The sequence below is a fragment of the Micrococcaceae bacterium Sec5.8 genome (genome assembly GCA_039636775.1).
Classification (GTDB): domain Bacteria; phylum Actinomycetota; class Actinomycetes; order Actinomycetales; family Micrococcaceae; genus Arthrobacter.
The window spans coordinates 1,845,332-1,868,027 of sequence record CP143429.1 but is presented as its reverse complement, the minus strand read 5'-3'; the positions used below and the strand labels follow the sequence as shown (position 1 = coordinate 1,868,027).

The 22,696-nt window shown below is 62.5% G+C and carries 17 protein-coding genes and 6 pseudogenes; 7 read left to right on the top strand and 16 right to left on the bottom strand.

Features of this window, described 5'->3' with window-relative positions; translation table 11 throughout:
* Window positions 1–170: 170 nt before the first annotated feature.
* From VUN84_08620 to VUN84_08605, 4 genes and pseudogenes are all read right to left on the bottom strand, one after another.
* A complete protein-coding gene (locus VUN84_08620; GenBank protein XAS65799.1) occupies window positions 171–1,445 on the bottom strand; it encodes an MFS transporter in 1,275 nt (424 codons plus the stop codon).
* A 54-nt stretch (window positions 1,446–1,499) separates the two neighbouring features.
* Window positions 1,500–1,879 (bottom strand): annotated as a pseudogene (locus VUN84_08615) (hypothetical protein).
* Window positions 1,840–2,136, bottom strand: a complete 297-nt coding sequence (locus VUN84_08610) for a hypothetical protein (GenBank protein ID XAS65670.1) — start codon at window positions 2,134–2,136, stop codon at window positions 1,840–1,842. Before VUN84_08610 ends, VUN84_08615 begins: the two are co-directional and overlap by 40 nt.
* Before the next feature lie 54 nt (window positions 2,137–2,190).
* Entirely contained in the window at window positions 2,191–3,129 is a 939-nt protein-coding gene (locus VUN84_08605; protein XAS65798.1) for a 5'-3' exonuclease, read from the bottom strand.
* A gap of 180 nt (window positions 3,130–3,309) precedes the next feature.
* On the opposite strand from VUN84_08605, the pseudogene VUN84_08600 reads away from it, so the two are divergent.
* Window positions 3,310–3,616, top strand: a pseudogene (locus VUN84_08600) (DNA alkylation repair protein).
* Between the two features lie 150 nt (window positions 3,617–3,766).
* Window positions 3,767–4,927 (top strand): cytochrome P450, encoded by a 1,161-nt coding sequence (locus VUN84_08595; protein ID XAS65669.1) that lies wholly within the window; start codon window positions 3,767–3,769, stop codon window positions 4,925–4,927.
* A 2-nt stretch (window positions 4,928–4,929) separates the two neighbouring features.
* On the opposite strand, the gene VUN84_08590 is transcribed toward VUN84_08595, so the two are convergent.
* The gene (locus VUN84_08590) at window positions 4,930–5,349 is read right to left on the bottom strand and encodes an STAS/SEC14 domain-containing protein (protein ID XAS65668.1); all 420 of its coding nucleotides are present in this window, start codon (window positions 5,347–5,349) and stop codon (window positions 4,930–4,932) included.
* 139 nt (window positions 5,350–5,488) lie between these two features.
* Between VUN84_08590 and ligD the strand changes: the two genes are divergently transcribed.
* Entirely contained in the window at window positions 5,489–6,733 is a 1,245-nt protein-coding gene (ligD, locus tag VUN84_08585; protein XAS65667.1) for a non-homologous end-joining DNA ligase, read from the top strand.
* 498 nt (window positions 6,734–7,231) lie between these two features.
* On the opposite strand, the gene VUN84_08580 is transcribed toward ligD, so the two are convergent.
* From VUN84_08580 to VUN84_08555, 6 genes are all read right to left on the bottom strand, one after another.
* Window positions 7,232–7,822 (bottom strand): recombinase family protein, encoded by a 591-nt coding sequence (locus VUN84_08580; GenBank protein ID XAS65666.1) that lies wholly within the window; start codon window positions 7,820–7,822, stop codon window positions 7,232–7,234.
* A 163-nt stretch (window positions 7,823–7,985) separates the two neighbouring features.
* Window positions 7,986–11,051, bottom strand: coding sequence for a Tn3 family transposase (locus tag VUN84_08575; protein ID XAS65665.1), 3,066 nt, complete (start codon window positions 11,049–11,051; stop codon window positions 7,986–7,988).
* Between the two features lie 442 nt (window positions 11,052–11,493).
* Window positions 11,494–11,928 carry a hypothetical protein gene (locus tag VUN84_08570; GenBank protein ID XAS65664.1) on the bottom strand — a complete coding sequence of 145 codons (435 nt, stop codon included), beginning with the start codon at window positions 11,926–11,928 and terminating at the stop codon, window positions 11,494–11,496.
* 530 nt (window positions 11,929–12,458) lie between these two features.
* Window positions 12,459–12,947 carry a hypothetical protein gene (locus VUN84_08565; GenBank protein XAS65663.1) on the bottom strand — a complete coding sequence of 163 codons (489 nt, stop codon included), beginning with the start codon at window positions 12,945–12,947 and terminating at the stop codon, window positions 12,459–12,461.
* Window positions 12,944–13,366, bottom strand: coding sequence for an RNA polymerase sigma factor (locus VUN84_08560; GenBank protein ID XAS65662.1), 423 nt, complete (start codon window positions 13,364–13,366; stop codon window positions 12,944–12,946). Before VUN84_08560 ends, VUN84_08565 begins: the two co-directional genes overlap by 4 nt.
* Window positions 13,315–13,530 (bottom strand): sigma factor, encoded by a 216-nt coding sequence (locus VUN84_08555; GenBank protein ID XAS65661.1) that lies wholly within the window; start codon window positions 13,528–13,530, stop codon window positions 13,315–13,317. The genes VUN84_08560 and VUN84_08555 overlap by 52 nt, the downstream gene beginning before the upstream one ends.
* 486 nt (window positions 13,531–14,016) lie before the next feature.
* Here VUN84_08555 and VUN84_08550 point away from each other — a divergent pair, with 486 nt between their 5' ends.
* A complete protein-coding gene (locus VUN84_08550; GenBank protein XAS65660.1) occupies window positions 14,017–14,355 on the top strand; it encodes a hypothetical protein in 339 nt (112 codons plus the stop codon).
* A gap of 143 nt (window positions 14,356–14,498) precedes the next feature.
* Window positions 14,499–14,726 (top strand): hypothetical protein, encoded by a 228-nt coding sequence (locus VUN84_08545; protein XAS65919.1) that lies wholly within the window; start codon window positions 14,499–14,501, stop codon window positions 14,724–14,726.
* Between the two features lie 332 nt (window positions 14,727–15,058).
* Here the strand turns inward: VUN84_08545 and VUN84_08540 are convergent.
* Window positions 15,059–15,211: pseudogene (locus VUN84_08540) on the bottom strand (recombinase family protein).
* 770 nt (window positions 15,212–15,981) lie between these two features.
* Here VUN84_08540 and VUN84_08535 point away from each other — a divergent pair.
* A pseudogene (locus tag VUN84_08535) lies at window positions 15,982–17,378 on the top strand (IS3 family transposase).
* 57 nt (window positions 17,379–17,435) lie between these two features.
* Window positions 17,436–18,005, top strand: a complete 570-nt coding sequence (locus tag VUN84_08530; GenBank protein ID XAS65659.1) for a DUF2599 domain-containing protein — start codon at window positions 17,436–17,438, stop codon at window positions 18,003–18,005.
* Between the two features lie 863 nt (window positions 18,006–18,868).
* Here the strand turns inward: VUN84_08530 and istB are convergent.
* The 4 genes and pseudogenes from istB to VUN84_08510 all read right to left on the bottom strand — a co-directional run bounded on the left by istB (window position 18,869) and on the right by VUN84_08510 (window position 22,680).
* Window positions 18,869–19,684, bottom strand: a complete 816-nt coding sequence (istB, locus tag VUN84_08525; protein XAS65658.1) for an IS21-like element helper ATPase IstB — start codon at window positions 19,682–19,684, stop codon at window positions 18,869–18,871.
* A pseudogene (gene istA / locus VUN84_08520) lies at window positions 19,681–21,356 on the bottom strand (IS21 family transposase). The gene istB and the pseudogene istA overlap by 4 nt, the downstream one beginning before the upstream one ends.
* A gap of 681 nt (window positions 21,357–22,037) precedes the next feature.
* Window positions 22,038–22,208 (bottom strand): annotated as a pseudogene (locus VUN84_08515) (ATP-binding protein).
* Window positions 22,209–22,434: 226 nt separating this feature from the next.
* On the bottom strand, window positions 22,435–22,680 hold the full coding sequence (locus tag VUN84_08510) for a hypothetical protein (GenBank protein XAS65657.1): 246 nt from the start codon (window positions 22,678–22,680) through the stop codon (window positions 22,435–22,437).
* Window positions 22,681–22,696 lie beyond the last annotated feature (16 nt).

The window sequence follows — 22,696 nt, the reverse complement described above, 5'->3', positions numbered from 1 at the left end:
TGGTCAGCCTTGATCGGGTTTCCGGCAGCCACCCCAGCCGCTACCCGCCATCTATATGGCCGTCCGGCGCCCACCCGGCGCAGGTGCTGATGCGCACCATCGTAGGCTCAGGGGCTGGAGAGTCAATACGTCGATGAACCGGCCGTCGGCGTCGCAGCGTGTGGAGCCGGCTACGACGGCTGTGTATCCGGATTCGTTCTGCTGGCGGGGACAGTGGCCTGATCGGCGGGGTTGCGCTGCCGGCGGCTGGCCAGCAGGAAAGGCACCGCAATCAATTCAATGATGCCGCCAATCGCCAGTGAGGCTGCGTAGCCGTAGACGTCTGCCGCCCGGCCGAGCAACGGTTGCACGGCCACTCCACCGCTTGATCCCATGAGCGAGTCGAAGCTGAGGACTGTTGCCCGTTGTTTGGAGGCAATCATGTCATTCAAGTAGGCCTGGCGCACGGGAGTGCCTGCCGACGAGACCAGCGCCCAGACCGTCAACAGAACCAGCGCCACCCAGAACACGCGGCTCGACCCCAGGGCCACCAGAATCAGGGAACCGGCAACGCTGCTCATGAGCATCACCGTCGTGCGTCGGCGGACCAGACGCCGGACACGCGGCGCCAGCCATCCGCCCAGCACCTGCGCGCCGGCCACGATGGCTGCCGTCAGCCCGGCAACGGAGTAGGCGTGCGGATCACCGAAGAGCTCCAGCAGGTAGGGCTGGAGGGCGTAAAATACGTAGATCCCGACGCCGGCGGTGAACGGCGCGGCCAGCATCACATACCGTACCGGCGGATTTTTCAAGCCGTTCTCGATGGAGGCCGACAGCACGGCGCGGACCGCTTCCAGCGCACGGGCCGAGCGTTCCGGCGTGAAACCGACGTCACGCATGAGCCTGAACGCCACGATGAACATGACCACCAGTACCCCCACACGCAAGAGGAACGGCACGCCGAGGTTGGTGGCCTGCGCGACGACGCCTCCGGCCACCGAGCCGGTGAGCATGGCTACGCCCGACACCATCAGTCCGCGGCCGAGCACGGTTTCGAGGTCGCCCTCGTATCCCGAGAAACGCAGCGCGTCAACGAGCCATGCCTCAACAGCTCCGGAAAAGAAAGTGAAGCCCAGACCCAGCAGGACCGACACGAGCGCCCACCACCAAAACGCGGCCGAAAGCTGCCAGAGCAGGTAGTAAAGGTACGTAGAGAGAGCGAGCGTCGCGGTGCCCAGCAGGAACGATGTGCGGCGCCCCCAACTGTCAGCGACAACTCCCGTGGGGACCTCAAACAGCACCATCCCGGCGGTGAAAAAGGCGTTCGCGGCAAAAGCCTCAAGGTTGCTGAGACCGGCGTCGAGCAGAAAGAGGGTGTTGATCCCCCAAATGAAGGACGCCGCAAGGGTATTGCCCAGCGTCAACGTGAGATAGATGCGTTGAATGGTCCGGGCGCCGGCGTTCATGGGGTCCGTCGGGGTGTTCCGGCGAAGGTCTCGCACCAGCCCATTCTCGTCTTCTCAGGCAGCGCGCGCCAGAGACGGTTGAGCGCCAGCGGCCCGGAGAGGTCCACCTGCCCAGTGTCTTGACACGGCTTCCGAGGGTTCGCAGCTGGGCTGGACGGGCAGCCTGCCCTCGGCGTCGGTATTTCTGATCTCGATGGTGCTTCCATTGCGGGCCGTGAGGACGTCCCCGAGTATGTTCGCGGAACCTGAGGGCATGTTGTCCGTGCACATCAGGAAGCCCGTAACGTTCGCGGTGGTGTGCAGCCCGGCAGTGCAGTGAAGGCCGACGGCACGGAGGCTGCACCGCCCCTATCCATGTTCAGGAGCAGGTGCATCGGGTCCCGGGCCTTCAGGCTCACGCCGCCGGAGTCGTAGATGATGTTTTTGCCCACCATTCCGGTTCCAGAGCGTCGGGGTCGTCCGGTTCGCTGGTCATGATGTTGGCGTCGTTGATGTTCACTCGGGAAAGCACCTGGTCGGAAAACTCCGGGTGCGCGGCCGCGCTGCTGGCGATCAGCATGCCGACGGCGAATGCGCTGGCCACAGCGGCACCGACGCCAAAAAAGTTGTGCACTAATCCACGCCAGGCACCGACGCCGCCGGCCAACTGCCTGGGGACCGCGCTGAGCAGTGTATTGACGACAAGGGCCACGATCGCGCCCTGGCCCACACCGGCACACGAGCCGTCCGTCCGATCGATCCCGCCTCAACGCCGCCCGTCGAGCGCTCCGAGAAGACGCGTAACCGAGGCGCCCAGGTTCCAGTCGGTGGCGAGACGCTCGAGTTCTGCCCGCGGGTCACCCGCGACGGGGCGCAACTGCGCGCCCGCCTCCTCGAGTGTCGGCAGTTCGAGATCGCGCACCACTTTGACGACGGCGGGCGCGGCCGCGAGGTAATCCGTAGCCGCCGCCAGTCTGGACCGCACCGACCGGGATACGCCGCTGTCCGCCTCCGCCGCGGCTGCGAGCAGTCCGTCGAGCGTGCCGAACTCTCCGAGCAGGTACGCCGCGGTTTTCTCACCGATGCCGGCCACCCCGGGCAGCCCATCGGAGGCGTCACCGCGGAGGGTGGCATAGTCGGCGTATTGCTGCGGCAATACGCTGTACTTGCCGACGACGGTCACCTCCGTGAGGATCTGAAGGTTCTTCATGCCGCGCGCCGTGTAGATGACCCGCACCTCGCGCGCGTCGTCGACCACTTGGAAGAGGTCGCGGTCCCCCGTTACGACGTCCACGGGTAGGTCGGCGTGGCTGGCGTAGGTGCCTATGACGTCATCCGCTTCGTGCCCGGTGGCCCCCACGACGGCGATGCCCGCCAGGTCCAGCACCCGGCGAATCAGTGGAAGCTGCGCCTCGAGCGCGTCCGGTACCACCTCCAGGTCGGGCGCTCCCGCAACTGCCTCTGCTACCCGGTGCGCCTTGTAGCCGGGAATGAGATCCACCCGCCACTGCGGACGCCAGTCATCATCCCAGCACGCCACCAGATGCGTCGCGTCGTACTCGGTCGTCAGGCGGGCAATCATGTCGAGCAGACCGCGGACGGCGTTCACCGGTGTACCGTCGGCGCGGCGAATGGTATCGGGAACGCCGTAGAAGGCACGGAAGTACAGCGACGCGGTGTCGAGCAGCATCAGTCGGTGGGACATACCTGATTCTGACACGGCTGTTCATCACCAGGCTGAACCGTCCGGGTCCCCGGGCTACTAGGCTGTGACTTACGCCTGTTGGACAGGAGGCCGGGGTGGCCGAAACAAGAGGGGCCGCGACGACGCTTGCCCAGGCGCAAGCCGAGCTCGCCGCATTGGAGGACCCGAAAGCACGCGCGATTAACGAGCAGTGCCGGCTGGGCCCTGACCACCGAACGCGTGGCGGAGAACCCCCAAGGGCCTTGATCTCGCAGGTCTGCTCGATACGGTCGAAGCGGACATGAAAAACGCCCCGGATCCCCTGCCGTGGGCAATGAACCACTGCCTGGCCCAGATTGGGGTAGAGCACGAAGAATACCGCGCACGGGCACTGGACATCGGTGAGCGCCTGGGTGTTTTGAAGGACTACCCGACTCCCCGGGGCTGCACATCCCCGTTCGCTCCCGTCTGGATCACCGAGATGGTGCGTCGGCATCACGACGGATAGGAGTTGGCGTGTCACGGGCCGGATCGCTGTGAACCACTGTCCTGCGGCGCCGGCGTCCGCTAATATCAAGGTCCTCCGGGTCCACGAAGTCGACGCCCCGACGGTCTCCAGGACAGATAGATCGCCGGGCTGAGCAGAGAGAGGCCAGCCATGGACTTTGCCACCGAGAACCCGCTGGACCCGTTTCCCTATTACAAGAAAATGCGGGAGTCCGCACCCGTATATTATGACGAGCAGTCCGGGACGTGGCATGTCTTCGGATATGACGACGTGCAGCGGGTTTTGTCCGAACACGCCCGGTTTTCCTCGCGGATGGGCGGCGACGATCCGTCCGAGTCGGGACACTTGTTCTCAGCGAGTCTCATCACCACCGACCCGCCGCGCCACCGGCAGCTGCGCTCCCTGGTAACGCAGGCATTCACACCCAAAGCCGTGGACGCGCTTGCGCCCCGCATTGCTCACCTGACGGAGGGGCTTCTGACGGGCATCGCCGGACTCGGAACGGCCGACCTGATCCACGCACTGGCATATCCGTTGCCGGTGATCGTGATCTCTGAACTGATGGGCGTTCCTGCCGAGGACCGCGACCGCTTCAAGCTGTGGTCCGACGTAATTGTCAGCCAAACCCGGACGGGCGCGGTTGACGAGGACCACCAGGCGACTAACCGTGAGATGACGGAGTACTTCCTGGACCTGATCACCCAGCGTCGACGCCGCCCGGGCAATGATTTGATCAGCAACCTGCTTTCCGCCGAGATCGACGGGCAAAAACTCAGCGTTGAAGAACTGCTGGGATTCTGCAGCCTGCTGCTCGTCGCGGGAAACGAGACAACCACCAATCTGATCGGCAACGCCGTTCTCTGCTTCTTGGAAGTGCCCGGCACCATCGAACGGTTAGTGAAGGAGCCGTCTCTTCTTCCCCAGGCCATCGAAGAAGTGCTCCGCTTCCGGTCCCCCGTCCAATCCATGTACCGGGTGGCCGTCGCTGACACCGTGCTGGGTGACGTTCCGATACCGGCCGGCGCCCCGCTCGTGGCATGGATCGGCTCTGCGAACCGCGACGAGAGGCAATTTCCGAGACCTGCCGCGTTCGACGTCGGCCGGAACCCGAACCGGCATCTGGCGTTCGGCCACGGCATTCACTTCTGCCTCGGCGCTCCGCTGGCACGGCTGGAAGCGCGGACCGCGCTGGAAGAAACCCTACAACGGCTGCCCGGCCTGGCACTCTCCCCGGGAGAAGATCTGGAACGCATGGATAGCACCATTGTCTACGGGTTGACGGCGCTGCCGGTCGGTTGGCAGGTGGCCTGATCCTAGGACTGAACCGAACGGGCGGCGGAGTGGGTCCCCGTTCCTCCGCGCACATGGTGTTCGCCCGCGCCGACAAAACCGCCCAACCACTCCAACGCCTCTGCCCGCGAGGTGAAGTAGGCGTGCGGGCAAAAGTCGTGGCGCGCCAGGGCGGCCCCGGCGACGTTGTCGACCACCGTCGATCCCAGCAAGGCGACAGCGGAGACGGCCCGGGCGCGTTCGAGGGCGTTTCTTGCGCCGGCGCTCATGGTCACGTCAGAGATTTCCACCAGCAGGGGCAGCGCCCGGCCATCGCTCAGGTCATGCAATAACTCGATGCACTCGGCGGCGTCATCGGCGTCGACGTGCGACCCGGGCGCCCAGACCACATGGTAAAACCCGGGTCCGGCGACGCGGAGCCTCCCCTTACCGCCTGCAATCATAAAATTTTCCACGTTACCCCCCTGGCACGCTAAGCTACGCGCATTTCCTGACTCGCCCACACCGCCACGCCGGGCAACAGCCCAACATATCAGCAGCACAGCCCTAGCTGGAGCATCCAATCGTTGCTAGCGTATCGGCATGAATCCGTCGAAGACGCCCGCCGAGATCCTTGACATCGACGGCGCCGAGGTTCGCATCTCGAGCCCGGACAAGGTGGTTTTCCCCGGGCCGGGGCTGACCAAGATCGACGTGGTGCGTTACTACCTCGCGGTGGCTGATGGTGCACTGCGGGGCGCCGGTGGACGGCCCATGGTGCTCAAGCGCTTCCCCAAAGGAATCGGCGCCGAGCCGTTTTTTCAGAAGCGGGTGCCGGAAAACCACCCCGACTTCATCGACACTACGACGCTGCATTACGCGTCCGGGACATCCGCCGAAGAGGCTGTCATCCGGAATGCTGCAGGCCTGGCCTGGGTGGTGAATCTCGGGTGCCTGGACCTCAACCCTCACCCCGTGCGTGCCGGAGACCTTGAGCACCCCGACGAACTCCGGGTGGACCTCGATCCGATGCCGGGGGTTGACTGGTCGCAGATCGTTGACGTCGCCTACGTCGTGAGGGAGGTGCTCGACGACGCCGGGCTGGTGGGCTGGCCGAAGACGAGCGGTTCGCGGGGACTCCAAATCCTGGTGCGCATCGCACCCCGGTGGTCGTACCGCGACGTGCGGCTCGCCGCCGAGGCGCTCGCCCGCGAGGTCGAAAAACGCGCGCCGGGCCTCGCCACCGCACGGTGGTGGAAGGAAGAGCGCGGCGAGAGTGTGTTTGTCGACTTCAACCAAAACGCCAAGGACCGCACCGTGGCGTCGGCGTATTCCATTCGGCCCCTGCCCGACGCCCGGGTCTCGACGCCGCTCACCTGGGGCGAAGTCCGCTCCGCCCGGCCGGAAGAGTTCACGGTCCTCACCGTGCCCAAGCGCTTCGCCGCGCTCGGGGACCCGCACGCCGGGATCGACGACGCCGTCGGTTCCTTGGAAGGACTCCTCACCTTGGCCGCTGAGTTGGGCCCCGCCGAGAAACCGCCGCGCGGCGGGGACGGCTCGGGCCGGCGGCAGTCGGTGATGCCCCTGATTGAGCTGGCACGCACGAAGACCAAGCCCGAAGCCTTGGCGGCGCTCGAGGAATGGAAGAGCCGGCATAAGGACGTCACCGCGGCCCTGCACCCTGCAGACATTCTCGTTGACGGAATGCGCGGATCGAGTTCGCTCTGGTACCGGGTGCGGGTGAACCTGCAGCATGTTCCCGAAAAAGATCGTCCGGCTCAGGATGAGCTCATTGCTGACTATGACCCCTGGGTGGGCAAAGCGTGGCCGGGCCACCCCGGGCCCTGACGCAGTTCCGCCGCCTGACCACCCCCGATCGGCAGCCATCGCGGGCGTCCTCTTCACGGGCCTCTTCGCGGCTGGTCTCGTCCTCGTTCGTATCGCGATCCCCGAGGAAGTCGCCAAGGTTAGCAACCGTAGGCCTGCAAATCCTGTCTCGAACGTTTCGCCGAACGCCATCCCGCCGGGGCCCGGGGAGATCCTGTGAGGAGTTAACTCGGGGTCTTCCCACCCGCCGGCGGCCCCGCCAGCATGACGGGCACAAGGGGTGTGGCCTTGAGATGGCGCCATCCGGGCAATGAAGCCGGCCCAGGAAAGAATGTCATGCCAAACGGTAAGCCGAACATTCTGGTCATTTGGGGAGATGACATTGGTATCACCAATCTAAGCTGCTACAGCGACGGATTAATGGGATACCGGGGCTTGAGGACCAATGCTCGGGAAAGTCACGCTAAGCCGGTGGGGCCAGGTAGTAGAGGTTCTGGTCGGCACCGCTGTTACGCCGGGTCACGGCGTTGGGGTGGGGCGTCGCCCGATGCTTGTTTTGTTGAGGTGGCCGTAGATCGTGGAGCGCGGGACCTGAAGCAGGTCGGCGATGCGCTGGACGGTGTGGTCCCCTGCGTCGTAGAGCTGTTGGGCGTGGTGGGCCTGGTCGGGGGTGAGTTTGGGGCGTCTTCCTCCGGTTCGTCCGCGGGCGCGGGCGGCCGCGAGGCCGTCGCGGGTGTTGGCGATGATGAGTTCTCGTTGGAGTTCGGCGAGGACCGAGAGCATCCCGAACATCGCCCGCCCTTCCGCGGTCGTGGTGTCGATGCCTTGCTCGAGGACACGCAATCCCACGCCACGGTCCCGGAGAGCTGCGCCGAGGGTGACGAGGTGGAGTACTGAGCGTCCGAGTCTGTCGAGGCGGGTGATGACGAGCTGGTCGCCGGCCCGGTTGGCCGAGGCGAGGGCTTTGTCGAGCTCGGGCCTGCTGGCTTTGGCGCCGCTGGCGTGGTCGAGGTAAATGTTGGCCGGGTCGACGCCGGCGCGGGCGAGGGCGTCCGTTTGGTGGTCAGGGTTTTGGTCTGCGGTGGAGACGCGCGCATATCCGATCAACATGTGTCGAGAATACCTGTACAACAGGGTTTCCGACGTTGATTTCCGGCGCGGGTTTTCGACATGGATTTCGCGGCGTGTCGCCGGCAGTGTCGGGGTGTCGGTAGATGGTCGTTTTTCGACACCCCTTAATGCCGGTTGTGTTCCGTTGCCTCTCAGGCTCTTCTTACTCCTCGTTGCTGTCGCGGTGGTCTGGATCGCGCAGCGTGCGCCGGCCGCCGGCGAGGTCCGGAAGTTGGAAGGAGTAGTGACCGTGGACGTTGATGTGCCGGCGCACGTACGCCGACAGACGGACGACATCGGCATCAAGCACCGGGTGGCCCTGTTCCCGCAGCGCGGTCAGGGCGTGGTCGAGGTAGACCGTGTTCCACAACGTCACACAATTTATGACAAGGCCCAGGGCGCCGAGTTGGTCTTCCTGCCCGTCACGGTACGCCTGGTGGAGCTTGCCCTCGCGGCCGTGGAAGATGTGCCTGGCTAGGGCGTGGCGGCCCTCCTGGAGGTTGCGCATCGCTTTCATCTCCCGGCGGTAGGCCGGGTCATCGACGAAGGTGAGGACGTGCAGGGTTTTGAAGATCCGGCCGTAGTTAGCCACCGCCTCGCCCAGATCGGTCGGACGTCCGTCGCGTTGGAGGATGCGGATCACATCGTGGGCGGAGACCTCGCGGGTGTGGATCGAAGCGGCGATCCGGCAGATGTCCGGCCAGTGCCGGCGGACCTTCTCAAGGTCGATCTTTCCCCGGGCGGTCCTGTCGAGCCGGCCGTAGTCGGCTGACCGGTTGATCCGCCACAGCTTGGCGTCGGGCAGGTCCGCGAGGACCGGCCGGTAGTCGAACCCCAGCAAGGTGACCAGTCCGAACACGATGTCGGAGTAGGAACCCTGGTCGGTGATCAGCACCTCGGGCCGCTGGCTGCCGTCTGGGTTGTAGAGCAGGTCCACGAAGTGAAGGGTGTCCTTCGGCGTGCCCGACACCACCTTGGCCGCCAGCCCGACGGACTGATCGGAGATCATGTTCAGCCAGGTCACACCCTTCTTTCGGTGGAAGTACTTCGGGTTTGGGCGGGCGTCGACGGAGCGGACCGGCACGATGAACCGCATCCCGTCGACGGCGGCGACCAACCCGCCGCCCCACGCCTGCGCCAGGTCGCTGGCGCCCTGGGCATCGATGAGCACCGCGTTGGCTGCGGCGTAGGAGTCCGAGCCGAGGTAGTGCTGGTCGACGTGGGAGAGCCGGTCCCGGGTCAGCGCCGGAGCGTCGGCGATCACCGGTCCGAACCCGATGTTGAGCGCGTGCGCGGTCAGCAGCGCGGCGACCGAGACGTGCAGGTCGGTCAGCCGGGAGGACCGGCCGGCTGCGGAGGTGAAGGAGGCGGTGAAGTCCGGGTGCCAGCCCATCACCTCGAGCACCAGTTCGGACAGATCCACGCGCGGGATCATGCCCGCTACACGGGGACGCAGGTCTTTCAGGCTGGGCGGCTCCTCCAGGGCGTCGTCCTTGCCGAGGTGCATCCGGCCGTCGGTGTCCACGGTGATGTCCCCGCCGGCGGTCATCCCGCCGGACACCGTTCGCCATGCTGCATCCAAGGTCCCGGCATGCTCGGCGAGCAGTGAGTCGGGCTGCTCCGGCAGCAGCAACGCGCCCAGCGCCGGGCCCTTCGCGTTCTCCCACGCCGGGCCCGACAGTAGCCGGGCCCGGGGATCTGACCAGCGGTCTGAGGTGGCCGCGAAGATGTCGCGGTGCTTGAGCGCGGTGTGGAACTGCTCCAGAACGCAGAACACGTAGGCGTTGCGGTCCACCGTTTCCTCGGGTCTGCCGGCGGGGAACACCAGCTTCTGCCACCAGCCCTTCGGCACCACCGACAGGTCGACCTTGCGGGCATCGAGGTACCCTTTGGGCACCTTCACCGTCTCCCGCAGGTCCAGCAGATGCGCCAGCTCCTGCATCGCCGCAAGGATCTTGTGTGCGTCGGCGGTCGCCGCGAACCCGACTACCTCGCATAGCACCTTGGCGAAGCCGCGTACGGTGGCGTACCGCTCCACGACCGCCTCCCGCCATTGCCCCTCCGGTTCGGCCTGCGGCGGCGGGATGATCTCTTGGATTCCCTCCACCGCCGCGGCGATCTGCGCCCGGGAGCCCACCTGGTGCTCGATCATCGCCCACATCAGGCCCAACGGAATCTCCTCACTCGCCCCCTCGGCCTCGAGCAGAAGTTCCACCACCGCCTTGAGTACCCGGGCGTGCCGGGCGACCACCGGCGCCCGCTTTAGCGTGGCCTTCTCCGCGGCCTTGTTTGCTCGCCCGATCAGCTCGTTGGACATGAATACGTCGAACAGTTCCAGGGCGTCGTCGGTGGCGCTAACTTCCAGCCACCGCACCGTGGCCAGCAGCGTGGCGATCTTCTTCTCGTACGGCAACCGGTCAAGCTTGGTCGCCGTCTCGTTTTTGCCCTCCTTCGCCAGGGCAATCAACCGCCGTTTGGGCACCCCGGCCACATCCACCTCGCCCAGGTGCAGCCCGGCGATCTCCGATACCCGGTTCAGCGCCATGACCATGCCGCGCCCGGTTGTGTTCTTTCCCGCCTTGCGCCACATCTCCAACTGCGACCAACGGCTACGCTCGGGCACCTGCAGCAGTTTCTCCAGCTCAAGGGCCTGTTCGCCGGTCACCGCCCGCGCCAGGGCGGCGTATAGCCTGGTCTCCGCCTTCTTACGGACGCTGGCCACTTCGTCCCGTAACGTCGTGACCCCCGGCAGCAGCGCTCTCCGCGCCCGTAACCATCCCACCGCCGCGTAGAACAGCGGCTTCGGCTGATCACCGGTCGTCCACGCCTGTCCGTCCAACCAGCCGATAAACTCCGCCTCCGCCGAGGCGTAGGAGACATAACCGTATACCTCGGCGATCTCCGCCTGATGCTCAAACCGCGTCGGCCGCCGCTCCAAGTACCCCTTCACGCACGACGGATCCGCCACCCCGACTTGTCCGGCCACATAATCCACCACGGTGGTCGGTACGTCGAGGGGGTCCTCCAGAAACGTGCCCAGGTGTCGGACGGTTACCAGCTGGAGACTGAACCCGAGCCGGTTGCGATCACCGCGCCGTTTCGCGACGAGGTCCAGATCGGCGTCGTCCAGGAAGAAAAACCGCTCCAACACCGCCTGTTCCGGGGCCTGCGCCTCGAATCTCCCGTACGAGGCCTCCTCGGCCGCAGTCAAATATTTATGTTTAGCCATACAGGCTCAACGAACCGAGGCAACCATCGTTACCACTAGGGATCGGCTTAGCCGCCTTCACAGGCACCAGCGGCCAGGAGATGGACTGGCTGTCGTCCAGCCCGGAAGGCATTGAGGTGTCGTACGTTCGGCGCAAGTATGCCCGAATGGTCCTCTGGTCCATGTGTGGTTCCCTGGATAGATCTGCGGGGGTCACGATTGCGGATGGGCAGCTGGGCTGCATATGCACCGGCGTGGGCGGCCGGTGAGCCGTGTCAGTTCCAAGGATGCCCTTCCATGCGCCATCGGCGCCGTGATGAAGGCTGTCGCTGCCGATTCCCAGGTCACGTCGCCCCTTGGCGTCTGACGGGAAGATAGCGCCCACTCGTCAGTGGGCGCTATCTCGATCCATAAATCAATGCCGTCGGGACGGCTCCTTTGTCCGGGCGGCCGTCGGCACCGGCTAGCGCCGGGCCTTGTCGATCTCCTCCTGTGTGGGAGGTGTAATCACAAAGGTGCCCACGCGCTTTGTCCCCGAGGAATCGTAGAGCCCGATGGCAACATGCTTGCCGGCGTTCGCGTTCTGCCACTCAGCTGCCTCTGCAGGGCTCTTGAACGTCGGCTGGTAGTCGAGGTCACGCTTGAAAACGTAGCCCTCAACCCCGCCCTCTCCCTGTGCCTGGATGAGGTCAGGTTCCGTCTCTGGAGAAACAGCCTTGGCTGCCGACCCGTAGGTAAGGCCAGCTGCATTGCGGGCGAACTCCGGTGCGGCCGGTGATCCGGTGCCAGGAACCTGAACCAGAAGGGCGTCTTGGGCTGCAAAAGCTGCGGTGCCTCCCAATGCCAGTGAGGCGACGAGCGCGGCGCCAAGTGAAAGATTCTTCACATTCTTTATCATGACATTTCCCCCTAAACGCCGTTTACCCAGGGGCTCTGGGGTGCGTAGTAGTAGTTATATCCGCCGCCATTCCACGCACCGGTCACGGACCATCCGTAATAGGCGGAGGGAAGAGCGCAACCGGAATAGTTCGTACCTAGGGAGAACTCTTTAGCAGCTCCTCCTGTGTAGACATGACCTGTTTCCCTGCACAGAGTCCCATTGGAGAGGAACAGCCGCGCATTGGCCGACATGTACCCCGCCGGAACGGATGAAGCGGTGGTCCGGACCCTTGCGACCGCATAGGTGCGGCTGCTGGCGTAGACCTCTGACCAGTTGTTGTAGCTGTAGCCGCTGATGGGACCGTAGTAGCCTGCGCGGCGCCGACGCCGAGCAGGCCGAGGAATCCGACAATGAATGCAGATAAAAGCGGCAGCACGAATTTGATGGATATTTTCAATTTCCCCCCATGTTTCGATATGACCACCAGTGTGGTGTGGAGAATGTATCGAAACAGGAGATGTTCTGACAATACCTACATCGAGTTTATTTTATCCGGCTTGAAAAACTCCGATTTGCGTTCTCCCGTCGCTGAGGTAAACCGGAACCTGGCGGTTTGGTCTCGGGGTGGAGAAATTCTTTGCTGCGTCCTCCGGGCTGGTTGGCTGGGGGCCCTGCAACTCCATAGAGAACGCATAGCCTTCCTTGCCGTTCGTCGCCATGACGCGCACGAGGACCGGAGCCACCGGGCTGTCACCCTGCACGCCGTAGGTCTGCCCGCTGTCATTGACCGGCCATGACGGGACGGGCGCGTAGGAGGGTGAGCATGCTTCCTGGCTGGTGCACGGCAGTGCAATCCAGCCGAGTTGGCCGGCAGTTGCGAAAGCTCCGGTCCCCAACGCCAAGGACCCTGCTGTGATCAGACCGATCGCGAACATGCGACGCTTCCTTGGCTGGGCCGTGTCTTTCCTGACGGTTGCCACCAGGAGGCCCCTGACGACGCGCCTGCGCTTTTCATCAAACTGAACTTCTGAGCTCATGGTGTGCTCCTTGCAAGGTCTGCATTGTGGGGGAGGGAGGTCATCTTCTCCGCGAGCTTTGCTTTTGCCCGGCTGAGGCGGGACTTCACGGTGCCGGCGGGGATGTCCAGCGCTTGACCGGCGTCAGCCATTGAGAACCCCTCGAGCACGCACAGGGTCAGAATCTCCTGTTCCTGACGTCGAAGACCATGAAAGGCGGAACGTACGGCGGCGGCCGACTGGGCCCTCGCAAGCCCGTCCGTGATGTCGTCGGCCGGGTCCGTTTCATGTGTTCCCTCGGGCAGCCGCGCCAACATCTGCTGGTAGCGGCGCCGGGAGCGCATCGAATTGCTGATGGTGTTGTGGGCGACCACGAGTAGCCAGGCGATCAGTGAGCCGTTGACGATACGGACGTGACGCCGTCGCCTCCATGCCTCCATGCCTCCAGGAAAACTATCGCGGTGACGTCTTCAGCGTCTTCCTTGACGCCCAGGACACGGAAGCTGTGTCTGAGGACGCGCAGGTGGTGCCGGTCGAAGATCTCCCCGAACGCCAGGGAATCCCCCTCAATTGCCCTTCGCCACAGCTCTTCGTCGGTGCTCATACCTGATAGTGTCCGTTCCCCCGGATTGGTTCCATCACTGCCATGTGCCGCCGAGCGTACCGGAAACCGGTCCGTGTGGCGCTTCGATTTCCGCACTACTTGCTCTTGCCGATTGTGCACCGGTTGAATGTGTCAACTTTGATCGGCGCCCACTAGGACGGCCCGAACGGTACCCACCTGAGCGACGTACCGGACCTAATGACGGCTTGAATGGCACCCACCTGTGAGCGTTGATCCCATCAATGTCGGGGTCAAGTGCAGGAGAGCCGGGATGGGGTCAAGAGTGGAGTTGTTCGCGAGGTCACGTACGACTGTGGGTGATATGTCGTGGCCATGATCGTCCTACTCGGCCCGGTGAATCGATGCATTAGGCACGCGCCATTCACCTCGGCGAAACATCACGAGTGAATTACGGCAATGGACGCCCTTGCTCCGGGATGGTAGGTTCGCTTTTTCGAGGTAGGTTATCGATGTATTGGGGGAATGATGACTAAGAACACCAAGCTCGTCGGTCTGAGTATTGGGCTCGCGGCGACGCTGAGCCTCGGCGCAGCCGCGGCTTACGCTTCCGCGGAGCACCCTTCGAAGGATAATTCGCCGGCGGTGACGTCCGAAGTGGGCTCAGATCACCCTGAATGCTACGACCCGGCCAAGTTAAACGATCCGAATGACTTCTGCTTCAAGACGATAGGCCCATGGAACAGCGTCCGCTCAAGCGACGATGAAGTGCGGGCACTGATGCCGGTAGAGCGAATGGTCAAAGCTGGCAAGACCGTCGAGGAGATCCGACGCTACTATCCGGAGTACTCGCCCCAGGGTAAGTAGAAGAGCGTTTCATCTTCCTAGAGAAGAATCCATTTTAGACATCAGCTCGCCCCATCGGCGGGCTGATACTTTGCTCTGTGTAATTAATCTGACTGCCGTATGCGGCAAAGTTTTGACATCAAAAAAATATTGGGGGAATAGAAATGAAAAAATGGGGATTGCGGACCGGAACCGTTGTCGCTTTGCTGGCTCTGGCTCTGGGGGCTGGGTCCACAGGGGCTGTTGCAAGTCCAGGACGCGTCGTTAGCGAAACCACACAGGTCATTGCCGAAGAAATTATTGACCCGTCGAACAGCATCAAGCTCACTGATGCCGAAGTCCGTGAGCTCATGCCTATCGACCGCATGATCGCTGCCGGCAAAACCGTATAGGAAATACGGCAGTACTTTCCCGAAAAAACTCCGACTGATTTTGTCAATCTGACTTGAGCCCACTTTCGTGGGAAATCGCAGCTTGGTCGGGACCCACCTCTAACCAGGCTGCGGAGACGATGGCAGTCTGGTTTGAGTCCACTCAGGCAGTCGCGCTGGTGGATTGGGGGTTGAGTATGATCCGTGCTGCCGTTAGTGCTAAGGGTGTTCGGGGTCGGTTTGGTGGTCCGGATGTTGCGGTAGATGGTCATGGGGTGACACCGCAGGACTCGGCGATCTCGGCCATGGTGAATTGCTGCGCGTCGTACATGGGCATTGCCGATGAGCTCTGGGGTCATCTTCCGCTTGCGTCCACGCTTGCCGCCACCGGACCGTGCGGCGGCCAGTCCGGCCTGGGTGCGTTCACGGATCAACCCGGCTTCGTATTCGGCCATCAGCGCGAACATACCAAAGGCGAGCTTGCCGTGCGCGGTGGTGGTGTCCACGATTCCGTTGGTCCGGGACTGCACGGCGGAAGCAATTTCCTGCGGACCTGTAGTCCGTGTGGATGATCGGTGGGTCTGCCTAAACACAAAAGTACGAAAATGTGTCGGTGCCGGTGCCGTGCCGGACGTTGCCGTCACGACCAACCCACGAAGAATTATTTAGTAAAGTCCATAGTCAATTCCTATTCGACGAGCTACAGTCAGCTTGTCAAGTGGGGGCTCGACATTCCCCTGCTGCACCACTAACCAGGGGGAACTTTGAAGTCCAAGCCAACTTCGATAACAATTTCGGTCTCTTTGATTGCATTACTTTTAGTATCAACAATGTCTCCGGGCGTTGCCGCTGAAAACGAGTATTCCGGCAATCCTGCAGTCCGAGCCATTGAAAGGGCAGCGCCGGGATTCATCCCGGCGCTGGGCGCGCGTTCAGGCGCCGGTCTCAGCGCTTTGCAGGCCAGAACCACTGCCGCTTCAAGAGAACTGCCAACGAATTCCGGGGACCCAGTCGCTGTCAGGGGTTCAAACGGGGTAATGATCAAGCTGGGTCTCCCGTTCAACGAAAAGGCAGTTGACGGAGAGCAGCAATCCGACGGAACTGTCGTTTTCGACAATCAGAACGGCACGAGTTCGGTCCTGGTGCCCAAGGCCCTACGCGTCAGGGTTGGATGAGGCCAGCGGCTCATAGCAACTTCGCTTAATCTGTAGGGCGAGAATCAGGAACATCACCAATGTCTATCTCCACGATTTCCCCGGTGCGGGAAGATGGATCCATGAGTAATTCTGGCCCCCGCGCCGGTGGGCCGTCCCCTCGAAGGTCGTTCACTCCGGCACAAAAATTGGCGCACTTGGATGCGTATCAACGGGCCTGCGACGACGGCACCGGAGGCGGGGCATACCTGCGCCGCGAGGGCCTGTATTCATCCCAAATCACCGAGTGGCGCAAGCTCCGCGACGCCGGCATCCTGGAGGGCAAGAAGCCTGGGGAAAAGATAGGCAAGCCCACTGCTGAACAGGCAGAAATCGGTCGTCTACGCCGGCAGCTGGAGGTGAGTGAACGCAAGCTGGCACGGACTGAAGCTGCGTTGTCGATTATGGAAAAAGCACGACTGCTTTTGGAGGATATCTCCGAAAGCGCGGAGCAGCAGCCCTGGTACAAGAAACCCTGATGTCTGCCTACACCGCCCTCACCGGCGCGGACATCCCAACCAGGGAAGCAGCCGTGATTGCCGGGGTCCCCAGGGCCACAGCGACCCGCAAAGTCCGAACCCCGGCGGAAGACCCGCGGCCCGCCCCGGCACCGGCAAATAAGCTCTCAGCGGCAGAGCGCGCTCACATCCTGGCGACCGTGAACTCGAAGGATTTCATCGATCTGCCGCCGGTGCAGATTTATGCCCGGCTCCTGGATGAAGGCATCTATTTGTGCTCAATCTCCACGTTCTACCGCGTCCTGGAGGAGAACCGGCAGGTCAAGGAACGCCGCCGACAGGCACGCCACCCGGCCCGGGCCGTCCCGGAGCTGGTCGCGACCGGCCCTGGGCAAGTTTTTTCATGGGACATCACCAAGCTCGCCGGCCCGATCAAGGGCAAATACTACGATTGCTACGTCATGATCGACATCTATTCCCGCTACATTGTCGGCGCCTACGTCCATGCCCACGAGTCCGGGGAACTGGCCGTGGAAATGATGAAGGAGATCTTCGGTATCCACGGCATCCCGCAGATCGTCCACGCCGACCGTGGCACCTCCATGACGTCCAAAACAGTCGCCGCGCTGCTCTCGGACCTGGAGGTCACCCGGTCCCATTCCCGTCCGCGCGTCAGCAATGATAATCCGTACAGTGAGGCTTGGTTCAAATCGCTGAAGTTCGCCCCCATATTCCCCGAACGCTTCGGGTCCCTGCCTGACGCGAGGGCCTTCATGGGCTCCTTCGTCGACGGGTATAACCACACCCATTGCCACACCGGAATCGGCCTCAACACACCGGCAGACGTGCACTACGGACTGGCCGCCGGCAAAGCCCTTGAACGCGCCAGAACCCTTGCCGCCGCACGGGCAAAAACACCCGAACGATTCACCACCAACAACGACCCCAAGATCATCACCATCCCCGACAGCGCCTGGATCAACAAACCAGCCGAGAAAACCGACACCAAAGCCGCAGCCTAACTCCCACTGGCCTCATTCACCTTGACAAATTCCGAGGAGGGCAACAGCGTAGCGGCCGTGACTGTTCTTGCTGACCCGTCCTCACCCTCCCGCTTCGACTACGATCTCTCAGTGCCGAAAGGCGGAACAGCCACTCTGAACGATCGGGGAGCTGTCGAAATGTTTGATGCCAGCGGAACCTTCGCCGGGGTAATTGCCCCCGCTTGGGCGAAGGACGCCACAGGGAAAGCCGTGCCCACCCACTACGAACTCAAGGGCCTCTCTCTAACGCAGGTTGTCGACCACCGGTCCCAACCCTATGCATACCCCGTTGTTGCCGATCCATGGCTGGGAGTCGACCTGATCGACAGGTTCTACTGGTACGGAAACGACATCAAGGTTCATGTCACCCCGATGATGGGCGCTGTGAATGAGTCAATCGCGGCAGGTCCAGGCTGGGATGAACTTAAGACCAAGACCGGGGGCCGGGTCAACCAGCAGACGCACTGGCAGCAATGGGTCTGCCACTCGTATGGAAAATTCCTGATCTTCTTCGAGCCGCCGCCCAACAACACATGGGATCTGGAAGGATGGCGCAGAGTCGTATCCAACCCGGTAGACTTCATCACCTATCGGTGCAACTGGTAGCTCACTGAAAGTCAGGGCTCAATGAAAAGACAGGCCGCCCCTATTATTCTGGGAGTAATTAGTCTCCTGATTTTTGTCGTCGTATCCGTGAGTTGGACGATACGGACTTACGAAATAGATGCCGGTAATCTAACCGAAGCCACACCGCCACTACAGGCAACTCTATGGGCTTTGAGCTTTCTGGTATTCGCCGGTGCTGTCATTTGGTTCATCGTGCTCCGACGAAAAGCGTCAAAGAAGTAGCCGCCGCATCCTGCCCCCGATTGTGCATCGCAATCGGGGGCAGAGCCTGGTGCAACTGAATTTTGAGCCTTTCGTAACGTCATGCAAATAGCCAACACCGTTGAGACTCACCGGATCGCTCATCTGACTTCGGAGAAGTTGTCGGCCCCTGATGAGCTCATCCCGGTACTTATCGATGCCGTGGGGCCATTTGTTGACGTAGTATGCGCTCCAACCCATGGCGCGGGCAGCATCGGATCCACCGCCTCAGCGGCTGCGGCGAGCAACCCATGCGTCCGGTCAGCGGCCGGTCGCGGATACTGCCGATCACGCGTGTGAGCACGGTGATCCCGGTAACAACACACGGTTGCGGCGCAACCATCCCGCCACCTGATCAACCATGGCTCCGGGACCCTTCCGCATGCGTCCAGGTCCGGCCCTCCTGGAACCTGCGGAAGTCCTCCGTGGCAGAGGCGTCCTCGAAAACCCTGAAACCGTAGGCCTCCCTGATCTCACACCACTGAACCGCTCGTACCCGGCGGACTGCGCGTCAGTCAGAAAATCTGCAGATATTTGCACTGAACGTAACTGCTACCCCCGAAATGGAAATCTTGCTAGCGTTATCGGCTGACGGATCCTACTCAAGACCTGGATTGGTGGTTTCTTGTGTGGGCGAGGCGGTAGGAGTCCGTGCCGGTTTCGATGATGGTGCCTTTGAAGGTGAGCCGGTCCACGATGGCTGCGCAGAGGCGTGGGTCTGTGAAGGTCTTCGTCCACCCGGAGAAGGATTCGTTGGTTGCGATCGCCACGGATGCTTTTTCTTCCCTTTCGGTGAGGACTTGAAAGAGGAGCTCGGCGCCGCGTTTGTCCAGTTCCATGTAGCCGAGTTCGTCGATGCAAAGTAAATCCACGCGCCCGTAGCGGGCGATGGTTTTGGCGAGCATCTTCTCGTCTTCTGCTTCGACGAGTTCGTTCACGAGCCGGGTGGCGAGGATGTATCTGACCCGGAAGCCATTCTCCGCGGCCGCCGTGCCGAGTCCGATGAGCAGATGTGATTTCCCGGTCCCGGAATCCCCGATCAGACACAGGGGCTGGCCTTTGCGGATCCAGTCCCCGGTGGCCAGGGTATTGATCGTTGCCTGGTTGATGTTCGGGTTCGCGTCGTAGTCGAAGTCCCCAAGCCATTTATCCCGGGGGAAGTTCGCTGATTTCACCCTCCGGATGGAGGAGCGGCGGTCCCGGTCATCACACTCTGCCAGCAGGATCTCGGCCAGGAATCCCTGGTAGGAGAGCTGTTCCTTCCCTGCCACTGCCAGGGCCTCATCCAGGACTGCGCGGATGGTGGGCAGGCGCAGCCGGCGGCAGGCCTGGTCCACGGCCGCGACCGCGGCCTGCTCGGTCAAACCACGACGGCGCCGGAGGGTCTGGGAAACAACAACGGGTGCGGTGGGACTCATGAAATCTGCTCCTTGGACGGAGAGGTGGATGATTGTTGGGCACGGAATTTGAGTAAGTCGTCATAACTGGCCACCGAGGGAAGCGGGCGATTGTCCGGAGGGAGACCTGCGATCACTGCCGCGGGGTCCGCCAGGCGACGTTGGGTGAGACTGACAATGCGGTGCTCGAGAACATCGTCTTTTGCGCCGGGATGGCAATCGGGCCGGACCCACCCTTTGTTGCTTTCGGATGCCACACGCCTGGCTTCCACCGCGACGACGTCTGCGCTCACGGCACCGACACGAAGCGCCGCGGTGATCCCGTCGATGACGTCACGCGCGTCCATGCTCCGGTGGAGCAGTAGAACATCGATAAGTTCACGGGTGGCCTCAGCATCACCGTCAGTCCTCCTGGCCGCAGCCCAGAAAGCGTCATGGGCGGGGGTGAACTCACCTGATTCGCGGGCCTGTGCCAGGGCTGTGGACCCGGGCAAGGCGCCTGGCTTTATCCTGAGTACTTCAAGATAGTGATCCAGCTGCACGCATTGCCCGCCGCGGGCCACGGTCCTGGGATGTTTGGCGATCGGGTTCTACCATCGAAGATCCTCACCTCGGTAGCGCGCAGGGACACCCTGACTTTACGGTTGATGAACCGCACCGGAACGGAATACTTCGCCGAGCGGACCGTCACCAGGGATGACCGATCCACCCTTGGTGTCAGGACCAGGCCCGGGTCGAAGTCCTCGACCGGCAACGGTGCCAGCAAGGGCTGCTCAACGGCGAAGTCCTGCCCGACCGTGCGGAGCCGCTGGGAAATCCGGCGGCGGTCCTCGGCCTCGTCCCAGACCCGGATCTGGTCATTGAGCTCCACTAAGCTATCCACGGCCGGGACGGGGGTCAGGAAGTTCCGGCGAAACCGTCCGACTTCTCCTTCGACCCCGCCCTTTTCGTGGGCGCCTTTGAGTCCTGGCTCGCAATAGAAGGCATCCAGCCCATAGTGGGATTTGAACAACACCCACCGTTCATTCTCCACGCGCTGCCGGCCGGCACCGTAGACGACCTTCGTGACCGCGGACGTGAGGTTGTCGTACCGGATGTGCTTCGTTGGGACCCCGCCCAAAGCATTGAACGCTTCGATATGGCCTTCCAGGAATGCCTCCTGCGCGCATGTAAGGTACACGCGGTGTACAGCCTTGCCCGAGTGAGAGAGCCGGTAAGCGAACATGTAACAACGGGTGCGGACGCCGGCCACGTCCACCCACACATCACCGAAATCGACCTCGGCCTCCGCGCCCGGGGCATGTTCCTGAGGTACGAAGACTTCCACCGGGGCCCGCCCGACCTTGATGGCAATCTCGGCCCTGCGGGCCTTCACATACTGGCGCACCGTCGAATACGAAATCACCGCCTGATGCTCATCAACCAGACGGTCAAAGATCCTTTGGGCGGTATGGCGCTGCTTCCTCGGAGCATCAAGATCAGCCGTAAGCATCTGATCGATCACGTCCCTGATCCTGTCCAGTTTCGGCGCCGTGCGGGCGGGAATCCTGCGGGTCGGCGGCTCAGCAGCTGCGAGGGCTTGCCGGACAGTCCTTCGGGAAACATGATGCTCCCTGGCAAGCATGCGGATCGACCATCCCTTGACGCGTGCGTCCCGCCGGATCCTTGCAAAAAGCTCCACCCTCAACCCCATCACTGCCTTCCAACGTTGGAAAAACAACCCTGATGAAATCAACGGTGGGGTGGGCTCAGTTCAAACTGCGTTTTCTCGACCGGCGAGCCGCCAAGTGGGCTCGATTCAAACTGCAGAAGTGGTCTCCATTCAAACTGCCATAATCATCCGGCGGAAATTAAGAAGCTCCAGCGCGAAGCCGAGCTTGCACCAAAGCCCATGATTGTTGAGGCCAACTGCTCGCTCAGCACAGAGTTCTACGGCGTGCTCCGTTCGGATGGCTCTCAGTACTGCTACGCATATGCGGGGTCCACCAACACTTACATCAACGCAGTGTCGCAGCTTTGCCCCGGCAACAACATGGGCCGCATTTACTACGCCACGGTGAGCAATGCCTACTACTGGAGCCCATGGCGAGGTCCAGTTAACCCGCTCACTACGTGCTACCGATTCTCGGTTCTGGTCAGCGTTTACATCGTCCAAATCGCGTAGCGGCAGCCTGGCCGTGGGCTAATCCAACGTTGGCCCACAAGCCAACTCCATCGTGAGCGGTCAGATCAGACCGGGGGCCTGACATTTGTCAGGCCCCCGGTCTGCCGTTAAAGGCATGCGTTTGGCCACGGACGAATCTGACCTGCTCCGCCTGAACCCATGGCTGCCCGGGTGTGAATCCGGAGACTTGCAGGGCTTCTAGGCAACCTCCTATCGGACTGTCTGTCGGGCCAGTGTGGCAGCGAGCCGGTATGAATCGGTGCCGGTTTCGATGATCGTGCCATTGAAGGTCAGACGGTCAACGATCGCGGCGCACAAGCGTGGGTCGGTGAAGGTTTTGGTCCATCCGGAGAAGGATTCGTTGGAGGCGATGGCGATGGCCGGTCACCAACAGCGACCTGGCCCCACCGGCTTAGCGTGACATTCCCGAGCATTGGTCCTCAAGCCCCTGGTCCCGCCCCCGGCGGTGTTGACCCGGGCCGTCAGCCGTCCCATCTGGTCGTAGCCGTAGGTGATGGTCCCATAAGCACATTGATCTCCTGGTGCCCGAGGTGCGACAGCGGTGGCCAGTCCGAGCCTTCACCTAGAATGGCATGCAATAAGAGGCCTAGCCGGAAGGGTCATCTGCCTTCGGGAGGCGCTTTCGGCCTCTGATGAGTTCATCTCGGTAATTATCAACTTCATGGGCCTTTTTGTTGCCGAAATACGCTCCGACCCATGGTCCTAACGCAGCTCCCAGACCAAGAATCGAGTATTGCCATCCGAAGAGGGCACCGACAAGGATGCCGACTCCTATCCCGATGGCAATGAAGACGAGGATCGTCTTTCCCGTAATTGCATTCTTGCCGCTCATGTTGCCCTCGTTCTCG

What these genes read in the sequence shown, in the direction of transcription:
- VUN84_08555 (XAS65661.1), bottom strand. Translation starts at nt 13,530, where the DNA reads ATGAGCACCGACGAAGAGCTGTGGCGAAGGGCAATTGAGGGGGATTCC.
- VUN84_08595 (XAS65669.1), top strand. Translation starts at nt 3,767, where the DNA reads ATGGACTTTGCCACCGAGAACCCGCTGGACCCGTTTCCCTATTACAAG.
- istB (XAS65658.1), bottom strand. Translation starts at nt 19,684, where the DNA reads ATGAGTCCCACCGCACCCGTTGTTGTTTCCCAGACCCTCCGGCGCCGT.
- VUN84_08620 (XAS65799.1), bottom strand. Translation starts at nt 1,445, where the DNA reads ATGAACGCCGGCGCCCGGACCATTCAACGCATCTATCTCACGTTGACG.
- VUN84_08605 (XAS65798.1), bottom strand. Translation starts at nt 3,129, where the DNA reads ATGTCCCACCGACTGATGCTGCTCGACACCGCGTCGCTGTACTTCCGT.
- VUN84_08560 (XAS65662.1), bottom strand. Translation starts at nt 13,366, where the DNA reads ATGGAGGCATGGAGGCGACGGCGTCACGTCCGTATCGTCAACGGCTCA.
- VUN84_08590 (XAS65668.1), bottom strand. Translation starts at nt 5,349, where the DNA reads ATGATTGCAGGCGGTAAGGGGAGGCTCCGCGTCGCCGGACCCGGGTTT.
- VUN84_08580 (XAS65666.1), bottom strand. Translation starts at nt 7,822, where the DNA reads ATGTTGATCGGATATGCGCGCGTCTCCACCGCAGACCAAAACCCTGAC.
- VUN84_08575 (XAS65665.1), bottom strand. Translation starts at nt 11,051, where the DNA reads ATGGCTAAACATAAATATTTGACTGCGGCCGAGGAGGCCTCGTACGGG.
- VUN84_08550 (XAS65660.1), top strand. Translation starts at nt 14,017, where the DNA reads ATGACTAAGAACACCAAGCTCGTCGGTCTGAGTATTGGGCTCGCGGCG.
- ligD (XAS65667.1), top strand. Translation starts at nt 5,489, where the DNA reads ATGAATCCGTCGAAGACGCCCGCCGAGATCCTTGACATCGACGGCGCC.
- VUN84_08545 (XAS65919.1), top strand. Translation starts at nt 14,499, where the DNA reads ATGAAAAAATGGGGATTGCGGACCGGAACCGTTGTCGCTTTGCTGGCT.
- VUN84_08565 (XAS65663.1), bottom strand. Translation starts at nt 12,947, where the DNA reads ATGAGCTCAGAAGTTCAGTTTGATGAAAAGCGCAGGCGCGTCGTCAGG.
- VUN84_08510 (XAS65657.1), bottom strand. Translation starts at nt 22,680, where the DNA reads ATGAGCGGCAAGAATGCAATTACGGGAAAGACGATCCTCGTCTTCATT.
- VUN84_08570 (XAS65664.1), bottom strand. Translation starts at nt 11,928, where the DNA reads ATGATAAAGAATGTGAAGAATCTTTCACTTGGCGCCGCGCTCGTCGCC.